Origin of the sequence: Fontisphaera persica (assembly GCF_024832785.1) — a bacterium.
Lineage (GTDB): Bacteria > Verrucomicrobiota > Verrucomicrobiia > Limisphaerales > Fontisphaeraceae > Fontisphaera > Fontisphaera persica.
Genome location: NZ_CP116615.1, coordinates 1,732,209 through 1,745,511 on the forward strand (window position 1 = coordinate 1,732,209; position 13,303 = coordinate 1,745,511).

General features: G+C 63.0%; 1 protein-coding gene (running past one end of the window). It reads right to left on the bottom strand.

Annotation, left to right across the window (positions count from 1 at the left end):
* Positions 1-13,303, bottom strand: partial view of a CARDB domain-containing protein gene (locus NXS98_RS06050; RefSeq protein WP_283847576.1) — the 3' portion only. It continues 16,715 nt past the right edge of the window; 13,303 of the gene's 30,018 nt are visible here — the last part of the coding sequence; its start codon lies off the right edge, out of view — the gene reads right to left on this strand; the stop codon is at positions 1-3.

Genomic DNA, 13,303 nt, shown 5'->3' on the forward strand with positions numbered 1-13,303 from the left:
TCATGGATTCCCCGCCGCCGCCACACGCTCCACCGCTATCACTGCGATATTGTCCGCCCGGCTGGTTTCGGTCAGCACCCCCACCGGGTCCAGATAAAGGCCAATATAGTATTTGCCCGGCGGCAGTGCGCTCAAATCCAGCTCGCGGGCATCCGTCCAATATTGTCCGGCCGCCAAGCTGTCCACGGAAAGCAGGCCGGTCAGCGGAGTGTCGTTGTTTGGGTCAATCACGGCATCTGTGGAAGCATAATACCGGATTTTGAATGGCCCTGTGGGGGCGTCACCGAAGTTGGCCAGACGCCCGGTTATGGTGACGTTGCCGGTGATGTAATAGCGGTTGATGTCCAAGCTTTCCCAGGCGACGTTGGCCCCGGAAGGATTGGGGGTCTGCCATTGCACGGTGTAGGGCAACGGGGCCGAGGCACCATTGACGACCAAGTAATAAGCCCCTGACGGGCGGCCTTCGAGGCTCAGGCGCAGCGTGCCAGGAGTCACTTCGGAGGCCAGCGCCACAAATTGCAGGTTGCTGTCGAGCAACATCGCCATCATGCCACTGGTGCTCGCATTAAAGGCCAAGGTAATGGCATCCGCCGCGGTGCCGGTGGCCAGCATGCGGAAGCGCATCATATCCACGTCCATTGCACTGTGCAGGTTGCGGCCAGTGGTAGATTGCGTCCCGCGAATCACCCCCAAATCCAGCCAGCCTTCGGCGCCGGTTTCCTGGGCCTCCTGCGGGTCTTGGTTGCGGGCGACCGCAATGGCAAGGGTGCGCGCATTGTCGCTTTCATTCAACTCCGCCACTACCGCTGCATCATCCACCATGACCCGCAATTGCAGGTTGCTGCCCAGGCTCCAACTGCCATCCAAGCGCAAGGGCAGGTTCAATTCCAAAGTCTGACCCGCCGCCAGAATGTCCACCCCGGCGCGTGCCAGCTCGCGTTCAGTGCCGCCGTCCACCAAAACCACCGCCACGCCAAAGGAACGGGCTGGCTCCGCCCCAAAATTGGATACCCGCACTGTGGCATGGTCGAGACCGTTGCCCACGCGCAATTCCGCCGGCACAGCCACGCCTTCCAAGGCAAGATTGGGTTGCGTCCGCTCTGCGCTCTCCAATTTCAAGGTATAGGTGATGCCAGCGGCGCCGGGTAACACGCGCAGGAAATAATCGCCCGCTGCCAGGCCCTGCAGAGACAGCCTTACCGAACCATCGGTTGCCGAAGCCACCTGCCGCACCAGCGCGCCGGCGGGGTCGTACAAGGCCACATGCAGGTGTTGCAAGGTGTCTTGCAGCGCCACCGAGACAACGTCCGCCGACGTGCCCGTCTGGGCGAGCTGGAAGCGGTACCAATCCTGGTCGCCCAAGTGATGCAGTGTCAAACCACTCCATTCGCGGCTCGTCACCAGTCCGCCCAGAGGTGCGGCTTGACCGGGTGAATCATTGGTTTCGAATGAATCCGGCGCCAGCGCAGCCTCGAATCGGATGACCGCCAGGTTATCTTCGCGTATGGCCTCCGGCACCTGCCCGCGGCGGTCAGCAGTCAGGCCCAGGGACACCGGCCCTACCAGCCGGGCCGGGAGGGTCACCGACAAGGCTTGTTCCCAAGTTTGTCCTGCAGCCAGCGCGGGGACATTCCATGGCCCAGCCAGGATGGCGTCACCGGCCTCAAATTGGGCATCGGCGCTCCACTGCAACGCGGCCTGGCTGGCGGGGGCGGCGGCCAGACCATGATTGGTGATACGTAACGTCAGGGCAATCGTCTGGCCCGGCAGAACGAGGCTGCCGTGGGTGGTGGTCAATTCCGCCACCAGCGCCGGGCCGGTGACCACCGGCGCCTGCACCCGCAAACCATAATTCAACCCCAGGCTCTCGCCGGTTTGCACGCTCAGCACGTACAAGCCCGCCGGCAGCCCTCGCAACGCGATGCGTCCCGTGTTGGCACTGGCCATGGTCATCAGGGCCACAGGCGCGCCGTTGCCGTCCAACAGCACGGCCCTTACGTTGGGATTGCTCATGGCGAAGTTGAGCAGGATAACGTCGTCGTCTCCGCCCGCAGCGAGGGTGCGGAAGCTGAAATAATCGGCATCCGCGGGATTGGCCAGGCGCAAATTGCTCAAGAGTGTGTGCAAATCTGGCCGGGTCTGGGTGTCGCCGTTGAGCACGCCCAGCGGTGCGGCGCGGCCAAAGGTGTCATTGCGCGTCAAGTCCTCCGCCACCAGCTCCTCGGCGGGCATCCATTGGGATCCGTACGGGAATTGCAGCAAGTCCTCGGTCTTGAGCAGTGTGCCACTCAAGGGTTTGATGTCACCAGAGGTGACCAACAAGTCATAGGAGGTCTTGTACTTCAGCTCGAAGGGGAAGGTGATTTTGAACATGGGCGTGTTGAACGGCGCAAACTCCAACGAGGCTTTCAACTCCGCGCTTAACAACAACTTGGCGCCCACGCCCAGGACTTCCGCCTCGACGCCCGCCGACAAGGTGCCGGTAACCTCCGCGGTGAATTTCACGGGGGTCACGTTGATATCGCCGTTCTCGGCCTTAATCTCACTACCCAGGCTGAAGCCCAGCTTGCCCTCGATTTCCATCACGGCGTTGATGGCGCCCACCTTCGGGAGGCCGTAGAGCGGCCAGCTCATTTCCACCGACAACAGCTTGAGGCTCCAATTGAAGCTCACGCTCAGCTCGCCGCCGGTAAGCTCCAGGCGCTCGTTGAGTTTGAACGGTTTGTGTTTGAGCGTAAGGGACTTCTCCCATTCTTCCTGCTCCCCCACCGGCTCCAGCCATTGGCCAAGTCTCTGGCGGGCGTCGTCGGTGGAATCGTAATCGGTGGCGCCTCGTCGGAACAAATCCCACAATCCCGCGCCTTCCGGCACGCCCTCGGTCTTGCTGCCCCGCTCCAGCAAATCCGCCAGCCCGCTCAGGTCGCCAAAATTCGTCTCGCCCACTTTCATGGCCGGAATCAATGTCATGAGCCAGGAGGCCACAGGGTGATTATCCAACGAGCGGCCGGTGAAGGTGATTTCCTCAATTCCTTCCGGCAGGATGTTGAAGAACATGCTGCCCGGCAGGTTGGCATCCACCACCTGGAAATCCAGAAGTGTTACATACAAGCTGGGGCCGGCGTCCTGCCATTTCACTTCGCCGTCCAAACCAATGGCCATCCACAGATGGGCGCCCAGACCAAAGGCCATGGTGCGATTGGCCAGGAAGTTGGGAGCGCTGGAGGGAATGGTGGTGGTGTAAGAGAGCGGATAATCCGCCGCGAAGAACCAGTAACCGCCCTGCCTGCCGTTGAGGGACGCGTCCCAGGCAATGCTGCGCTGCCGGGCCGGTGTCTGCACGGGCGCCATCCATTGCGGCACGGGCAGCACCTGGATGAAGGTGGTTTCATCCACCAAGGTGCGGGCCTGGCGGTCCAGCACGGTGTAGCGCAGCGGGGTCTCACCCGCCACCAGGGTTTCCATGGCCAGGGTGAATTCATACACCCCATTGCCACGCGCCACAAACGGCACCGCCTTGCCGCCCAGGAAGATGCTGACCGTCCCCGCATTGCTCGCCACACTGGAATGCAGGGTCAGGGTGAACTTGTTGTTAAAGGCCTCGCCCTGGATGTAAGTGCCGAACACGGCCACATCGGGATTGCCGTCGTAAGCCGCCACCAAGGCGCCGCTGCGCACCTGCATGCCCACGTCGTTATTGGTTTCATCCAGCTCGGCCACCACGTTATCGGCATCCAGGCGCGCGACATACCAGACGTTGTTGCCCGCGGGCAGTTCGGACGGCAGGCGCAATACATATTCATGCCGCCCCGGCTGGTAATACACGTCATTAACCAGCAAGGCGCTGAACCTCATTCCATCGGAGATAAAGGTGCCGTCCTCATAATCTGCCGTGCGCATGGAGTACACTGTGACCCGCAGCGGCGTCTCGCGCGGGTCAAGTGGCTTGCCATACAGCAGGTACTCAATCACTAAAACCGGCATGTCGCCGAACTCGGCGTACTTGGCATAATAGTTGATGTCCAACGCCAGCAGTTCGGTGGCCGTGGCAGGACTGGAGGCGATGCCTGTAGGTTTGGCTATGGCGGCATTTCGGAGGATGCCACTGGTCAGACGCAACCCCTCTTTCTCCGCATAAACATCCACCGAGGTGCGGATATTGTCGCCCAAATCAGCGGCCATCGCCTCGGCCGCGGCAATCAATTCGTTCACCGCATAGTACCGCACTTCGTTGGTGCCCTTGAAGCTGGCCATGACGTACAGGCCGTACGGGTCCAGTGTCAACTGGTCCGCCCAGGCCCGCGGCACTTCGCGCGTGGCAGCAATCAGTCTGGCCTGCGCGGAGAAAGGATCGCGCACGATGCCAATGTTGGAGCCGTGGCCCAGGTACGGATCGCGGGTGAAGTCGTCCGTGCCATTAAAGGTGCAGTTGCCGAGCACCAGCGCGTAATCGCGGCTGCCCACCCGCACGAAAATCACATCCTCGATGTTGTTGATGTCAAAGTATTTGCTGGCATCCCACTGTTGTCCGAGCGCCAGCACCAACTGATTCTGGAAGCCCGGGTCGAGGAACGCCGAATAAACGCCGATAAAGGCGTTGTTCATCGCCACATCCACACTGCGTGAATACCGGAGGCGAATCTGCTGGGCGGGTTCAAAGTCCATCGCCACCGTGCGAGTGACGCTCATGGTCTCAAGGTTCACCATGGTCAATCCCACGGGGTCACGAGCACGGATGGCCACGCCCACTTCGGTGGGAGTCCGTCCCGGCGCCACGCCAAAGGGTTTGGCACCCAGCACGAGCGACTGGAAGCGAAGCGCCTGAGCGGAGTACAACGGGAGCCGCGCGGCAAACAAATAGCCCGCCTCCACCACCAGGTCACCGCCATAATACGGCGCGCGCCCCGGAGAGGTGACCACCAGGTAATGCGTGGCGCTCTCCGCCGTGCCGGTCACGGTGATGCCAGTCAGGCCGGTGAGGGGCGCCGGCCCTTCAATCGGATGAATGGTATAGGCATGGAAGAGGCCGGTGGTGCCCGGCAGGCGCGTCGAAATTTCATAGATATACGGCCCTGCCCGGTCAGCGATGAAGGCCCGCTGTTCCATCTGCCCCGGATGAATGGCGATATCCCAAGGCAGGCCGCCGCGCGGGAGTTGCAGGCGGGTGATGGGTTGCGCATCGTTGGGATCGAGGTCAATTTCGCGCAGCGTGATGGTGTCAATGAAGGAGACCGTGGCGTCGGTGGTGTTGACCACCAGCGCCAGCAGTCCGTCATTGGTCACCGCCACGCCGGTGGGGCCGCGTCCCACCGGGATGTTGGCCACCACCGCGGGACCGTTGGCCGCCAAGGGATTAATCACCGAAACGGTGTTCGTTGTGTTGTTGGTCACCCAAACATAACTGGGCGCCGCCACACTCGGCTTCTGGTCAAAGGGCGAGCGCTTGGTCACATAAGCCCGCTGCGGGTCACGACCGCCCTGCCACTGCCAGACCTCGAATTTGCGCTCCACCAGAATCGAGTAGCGCGTCAGGCCCGGAATGTTGGGCAGGGCCAGGGTAATGGTTTGGTCGGTGACACTGGTCAACTGGCTGCCATCCACGCGGTAGAAGTCGCCCGGCAGGTAGCCGCCCGTATCGAAATTGGCCAGGCGGAAGAGGGAATCGCGGATGAAGATGATGGTCAGGTCATTCTTGTTGGTGCCGAAGTTCTGACCATGGATGGTGACCGTGCCGGTGACCACGCCACTGGTGTTGGGCGTCCAGGCGATTTGGGCGCTGCTGAGGTAGGGAATCTGCTCGCTGAAATTCGGGTCCGGCACGGCCACATGCGTGACAAAGACCCCGCCCACCGGTGGCAACTCAACCACCGCCGTGCCCACCGTGGCATTGCCCTGCGCATCCCGCGCCGAGCCGTCGGCGGCAAACCGCCATACCCGGATGGCCACCGCGTTGGCCGGCAGCGGGTACAAGCCGCCATAGAATTCGTTGGGCCGGACGAAATAGGCGCGCTGACCCTGCGGGCCGCTGGTAATCACTTCAATGTTGGAGTTGGCATAATACTCGGTGAGCCGGAACCAGCGCGCCTGCTCATTGCGCGCAAATAGATACTGGCTGGAGGCGAGCACGCCAGCGTACGGTGGTGAAGTGGTGGCCGCCCGGCCATCCGGGCCCACCACGGCGAGGTCCACCAATTCCCAGGCTGTTTGCGTGGAGCCATCGGCCAGCAACATGGTTCCCAAACGGAAGACATACAGGCTTTCGCCGGCCGCCAGCCCGGTGGGCACGCTCAAGCCTAACACGTGTCCTGGCGAGCCAGTGGGCAGGCTCAAGTTCAGTCCCTTGACGAAATTGAATCCTTCCGGCAATCCCAGTCCCAACTGCCCCTGCTCCAGCGAATTCACCGCGATGGCGCCGGCCACGTAAGCGCCCGGAGGAACGGCCACGCTGATTTGGTCAGCATTCTGCACGATGGCACCCGCCGGACCTACGACGGAGCCGCTGGGCACAACGGACGCCACAGTGAAGGCCACCTCGCGCCGGACGCCCTGATGGATGACCGTCACGGTAGTCGTGCCCAGACCGGTCGCCGTCACCAAGCCGTCGGCGTTGACGGTGACCACCGCCGAATTACCGCTGGTGTAGGTGGTGCCGGTGGCACCAGGCGACCAATCCTCCAAGGCACCCGCAACGGTTCGTGCATTCAAGAGGATGGGCCGCGTGCCCCCCACCGGCAGGACATAAGCCGCCGGATAGATTTCAACTTGCGCTGGCATCTCCACCGTCCCCACAGTCACCGCCGCCGCCGCAGCCAGCGTGGTGCCGGTCCGGGTGGCGCGGAGGGTGGCGGCGCCCTCAGCGCGGCCCCACACCGCACCGGTTTGGTCCACCATCGCCACGGCCGGGTTCAGGGACTCCCATTGCACAAAGCCCGGCGGGGTGGCCACCACGTTGCCGTCTGAGAAGCGCGCATACACCGCCAGCCGCCCCGCGCCGTTGGAAGGCAGGTTGAGCACTCCATCAACGGCGCGGATAACCAGCGTCTCGAGCGTGGCACTTGAGAATTGAATGTTAACGCGCGCGGTGGCCGAACGCGCCGCGCCGTCGTCCGCCACAAAATCAAATCCCGCCTCGGAACCAAAGTAATTGGCTTCGGGGATGAAATAGACTGTGCGTCCGTCGCCGCCCAGGACCGCCGTCCCGTGGGTTACGTTGGTCAGGCGGTACCACAGGCGGTTGCCATCGGCATCGCTGGCGTAGTTGCCCAAGTTCACGCTCACGCCAATGCCGGCGTAAGTGATGGCGGTGGCAGCCTGCACGGTGGGCGCGCGATTGGCGGCAAATCCGAAATTGCGCTCGAGGTAATAACGATCCCAGGCGTCCACCCGCCCATCGCAATCGGCATCGGCTGCCAAGGTGTAGTTGGGCTGGCCGCTCTGCGCCCCAAACGCTGCGGCCAACAGCACACTGTCCGCCCCATTCACCAGTCCATCAGCGTTCAAATCGCCTGGCAAGGTAAAGCCCAGGGTGTAAGCGCCCGCCGCGCCATTGGCAGCATTGATGGCCACAATCACCGGCCCAGCTTCGCGCACAGTATACAATGCACGCGCCGTGCTTGTGGCCAACTGGGCGGCTTCGGGCAGGCTGCCGGTCACTTGCGGCAAGGCCGGCAGCAGGGCGCCGGCGCCGGCCAGACTGACCCCCAGCATCAACGCGCCCGAGGCTGAGGAGGACAATTCCGTGGGATTGACCAATACCGCAAAATATCGTGTTTGGCCGGCGGCCAGATTGCCGGTGAACGGCGCCGCCAGAGCCTCGCGCAGCGAGGTGGCCACGCCGCTCAGGCTCATGGCGCGGGAAATGATGCCGTGCTCGCCGAATTCAAACATCAGACTGGGCTGTCCGGCGGGGGCAATAATGACATTGAGCAGGCCGGTGTCGGCGGTGTAACCAAACCAGCGGCGTTCTCCGCTGGCCAGACTGTTCACCGACGCCAGCCGGCCGGTGTCATCATAAGTGTAAAGCACCTGTGAGCCATCCGGCAACGTCAACGCCGTGATACGGTTCGCCGCATCCCGCTGGAAGGCCAGCCGCTGGCCATTGGGCGCGAAGATGCCGGCGTTGGTTACTTCCACGCGCTGATTGCCCACCACGATGCCCCGCAATTGGCCCTGGGCGTTGTACTGGTAAAGCCGCCCTGCCGCATCGGTCAACTGCCAAGCCACCGACCCCAGAAGAGGATTGGCCGGATGATACGGCAATCCAGTGCCGCGCTGGTAGAATACACCACCGGCCAATTCCAGCAGTGCTCCGGGAGTGGTGAGTTGCCAGTTAATTCCGGCATCGGCCACCCAGGCCGGTTCGTACCACACCACCCCGCCCTGTTGATAACGCACCGGGGCAAAGGTGAAGCCGCCCATGCGTCCATCGGGCAGGCGCAGGAAGAGACGGGTATCCTGGCGCAAGCCATTGAACAATCCCTGATTTTCCGCGCCCGTGGAGGCCACATTAAGCATGGCAAAGGTCTCCAACAACGGCGCACTCCAGCCCACGCCGAAGGAGCCGCTCCAATGGGCCGTCAGCGAGTTGTAATTGCGCTGGAAAACAAAGGTCAGACCGCCCAAGGACACCGTGACATCGTTTTCGGTGCGCGACAGCAGGTCATATTTTTCCGACCGGATTTCAATCCAGCGGCTGGCCTCGGTGCGCGCTCCGGAAATATCCCGGACCGTCAGTCTGAGTTCATACTCGCCATTCAGGAAAAACCCGGGATCCAACCGAGCCAGGAAACCTTCCTCAACCGGCTGACGGCCGCTGGCCAGGAGCACTGGCGGGCGGTTAAGTCCCGGCATGATTAGTTCAAGGGTCCAGAGGTCAAGGTTGAGGTCACGTACCAAGCCATATAAATCAGTTGGCTCGGTAATCACCACTGGCCCCAAGGGCAGCAGCAGCCGGGCCACAGGCGCAGCAGCGTCATTGGGATCGCGCACCTTCAAGTAAGCAATGGCTGAAGATTCCTGGCCATCCACATCCCGCGCCGTGGCTGTGATGGTGTACTGGCCGGCTTGCAGTGGCACAAAACGCGCCCGGCCAAAGTTGTCCAGCGCCATGGGCTGGCCATTGACGGCAAGATTCACAGAGGTCACGTCGGCAATGCCGCTGGCCAGCCCGTGGATGAATACCGCCTGGCCGGGGGTCACCGCGAAGCTGGGTGTCATTTCAATCGTCAAGGTCGGCGGGATGGGCGTTTCCGAGACCACCAGCCGCAGGTTGGCGTAGGCGGCCAGTTCGCCGTCACTTGCCTGCACGCGCAGGTCATAGGCGCCCACCTGGCTGGGCCGTGGCGTCCAAGTGAGCAGGCCGGAAGCGGAGAGTGCCGCACCCTCCGGCAATCCTTCGATAGTGAAAGCCAAGGTAGTGTCGGCGTCGGGATCCCGCGCCGGTACTTGTAACTGGAAGAGTTGATTCACCAGCACGACGTGCCCGCCCATGCGGTCCACCACTGGCATCTGATTGACGTTCACCACTTCAATTCGGGCATCGGCGGTGGCGGTCAAGCCGCCGGCATCGCGCGCACTGAAGCGCAGCACATACACGCCGGCCTGGTTGAAGTCGGGCGTCCAGGTAAGCATGCGCGTGGCCGCATCAAACATCACGCCGCGCGGCGGGTTGACCACCTGGCCGTTCACCACGGCGCCCGCCAGTGAATAAATCAGGGTATCACCATCCAAATCGCCGGCCAGCACGGTGAATTGCAAGGTATTATTCTCCAGCGCCAGCGTGTCGTTAATAGGGACAAATTGGGGCGCACGATTGGTATTGGCCACGGTGATGACCACCTGCTCTGCGCTCACCGCCGCACCGTCGGTCACCGCAAACTGAATCGGATACGCGCCCGCCTGCTCATATGACGGCGTCCACGTAAAGAGGCCGGTCACCGGATTGAATTCCGCCCCCCGCGGCAATCGGCTGCTGGTGAATGTCAGCAAATCGCTATCAGCATCCACGGCGCGGAGGGTAAAGCTCAAGGTTTGCATCTCGGCCACCGTGCGCGCCCCGATGGGCAACAAGAGGGGGGCCTGGTTGGCAGCGCGGACGGTAATCTGCACGTTCCGGGAATCCGACAGTGCCCGCGTGGCATCGCCATTGCCGCTGTCCGTGACCCGCAAGGTAACGTTGTGCGTCCCCACGTTGCCGGCGGTGGGGGTCCAGGTCAACCGGGCTGTGCCGTAAGTGGTCAAACCGGTGAAAGTTGCGCCCGGCGGCAAGTTGGTGGCGCTCCAGGTCAGCGGGTCTTCATCCAAATCGCTTACGGCAACTTCCAAGGTCCATGCCTGCCCCACCACGGCCACCACTTGGGCCGGCACGTGGGCAAACTGCGGGCGGGCGTTGGGCGCCACGACGGTGACAATGAATGATTTGACGGCGATCAACGCGGCCTTGGGATCGCCGTTGCCGTTGTCGGTGGCCGACAAGGTGAAGGTATGATCACCGCGTTGTTGCGTGAGGGTCGGCTCCACCGTGAGCGTACCCTGGCCATTGCCCAAATCCGTAAAGGTTGCCCAAGCCGGCAGGCCGAAGCCCGGCAGCCCTCCCATGCTCAGCGTCAAACCGGCCACGCCGTCAGGGTCCGCAACGGTCACGGGGATGACCAGGCGCTCACCCACCGCCAGCCGCACATTGGCCAAGGCAGGAATTTGCGGCGGGGCATTGGTGTCGCGCACACGGATTTGGAGTGTCACCGTGGCGCTGGTGGGCTGGCTAGTGCCGTCACCGTCATCCGTCACAGTGAAGCGCAGGTTGTAAGTGCCCGCCTGCTGATAACCGGGCTTCCAGCGGAAGAGGCCGGTATTGGGGTTGAATTCCGCGCCGGCGGGCAGGTTATCATGAGTCCAGATGAAGTCCGGCCGCAGGAAATCATTGTCTGACGAGCCGTCTGCCATCGGAGCGCCCACGCCCATCGGATGGTCTGGGTCCACCACGGCAAGGACTACAGACATCTCCTGACCCTCCAGGATATCCCAGCGATCCACCGGTTCAAAATAGACCGGGCCGTTGACGTTCAGCACGGTCAGGATGACACTGCGCACCGCGGTGGCCGTGCCGTCACTGGCCTGGAAGTTCAGGGTGTACACTCCGTTTTGGTTATAGGCGGGCCGCCAGGTGAAAACGCCGGTTACCGGGTTCAACTCGGCACCCAGTGGCGGATTCAACAAGGCATAGCTCAGGGCGTCACCATCCACGTCACTGCCGGGCACCGGGAAGGTGACCCACTGGCCCTCCGTCACGATACGGTCCATGATTGGTGCAATGACTGGCGGCTGGTTGAGATTGGCCACCACCATGGTAAAGGTGCGGGAGACGGTGACCTTGCCATCGCTGACATACACCGTCACGCCTTCGTAACGCCCGGCGGAGTCGCCGCCGGTTTGCCAGCGAAGAATGTTATTTTGCGCGTCGAATACAGCGCCAGGCGGCAGGTTGCCCGCCCAGAAGGAGAGCGGGTCATTGTCAGCGTCAGTTGCGCCCACAGCCAGCTCCAACAGGCCGCCCTCGACGAGCGTCACATCGGCCAGGGGCAGCATGAAGGGCGCCTGGTTGGCGTTGGCCACGGTGACGGTCCAGCGCTGGGTGGCGGAGGCCCCGCGCGAGTCAAAGACGCGCACCTCAAAGGTTTCGGCGGCCGCCGCTGCTGCACTGGGCGTCCACGCGAGCAGGCCGCTGGCCGGATTCAAGGAAGCGCCTGCTGGCCCCGCCACCAACAAAAAAATCAGCGCGCCTCCCTCGGCATCGGTGGCGGCGATTTGATAGGTGTAGGGCGTGCCCCGTGTCGCCGTGGTGGCCGGCGTGCTGGCAATGACCGGCGCCGCATTGGCAGCGGCGGTGATGGAAACCCGGGACAACAACTGGAAGCTCAGGCCGTCGGGATTGTGCACCCGCACCGTGCGGTACTGGGTGGCCTGCCCCTGGCTCAAGGTGGCTGGGCCGGCCAGTTCGAGGTAGGGCACGCCCTCATCAGAGATGCCGTCCGCCTCTACCACGGTGGCGGTGGTGCCCGCCAGGCCGGTGAAATAGAGCCGGTAAGGTGCCAACAAATCATACGTGAACGGATTCACCACCCGCACGTCGAACAGCACCGTGTTCGTCTGGAGATTGAGCCGTACGTTGGTGATTTCCGGGGGCACGGCCAGCGAGAGGTCGGGCAGCACGGTGAACTCGGCGGTGACTGGCGCCGTCATGGCCACCCCCAGGGCACTGCGCAGTTCTGCGCTTACACTCACGCGGTAGGCCCCTTCGGGCAGCGGCTCAAATTGCACCACCGCCGAACGGGTGGCCGCGTCATATACCACCCGGGTAACCTGCACGGGCTGGCTGTCGCTCAACCGCTGCACGGAATAATAGGCTGGGTTGGTGACCGACCCCACCCCCGCCCCCGCGTCGAGCATTTCGGTGTCAAATCGCAGGGTGATTTGATTGACCACCGGCAGCACCCGCGACTGAGGGACCGGCGTCATGGCCACCACCACCGGCGGCGTGCGCGGGAAGAAGGTCAGCACCTGGTCGCCCTGGGTCACGAAGAGCCGCCCCTGCGGACTAATGGCCAAGAAGTCACCGCGCACCCCGCCCTGAGCGACATCAATCGAACGCCCATTGACCAGGTCCACCATCGTCAACGTGCCGCTGCTGCCGTGATTAAGGAACAACAGGCTGGCCAGCGGCGTGCCCGGCCGGCCAAACGCGAGGCCGTTGGCGGGCTGCGCCGGTATCAAGAAGATTTCCGCGTTGCCCCGGGCATCAAACCGCACCACATTGCCGTCGTCCGGCCAAGTGGTGCCATACAGCCTGCCGTCCGGCGCGAAGGCGAGGTCATACACGCGCGTAGAAGAGAACCCAGCAAACTGCCGCGTGGCCGGGTTGAAGATCAACACGCCGCTGGAGGCCGCGGTGTAAATCAAACCGCTGGTGGGATGCACCGCCAGGCCGAGAGTGATGCCATCGCCGTAGCGCCCCAGAATGGCGCCGGACACCGGGTCAATTTCAATCAACGGCCCGCCTCCCGTCGTGGCCCACAGGCGGCCAAGACTGTCAAATTCCATGTCGTACACGGGCAAAGGCAGCGTAGCCCACGGCGCCGCGTTGGCGCTGCCGCCGCCCGGCCCGAATTTCCAGATTTGATTGCGTCCGGGCCCGCCGCTTATGTACACGGTCTGGCCATCTGCGGCAAAGGCCATGCCCAGCGGCCCGATATTGGCGCCAGAATTGGTAAAGTCCCAAGCAAACACCCCCAACACAAACGGCTCGAACACC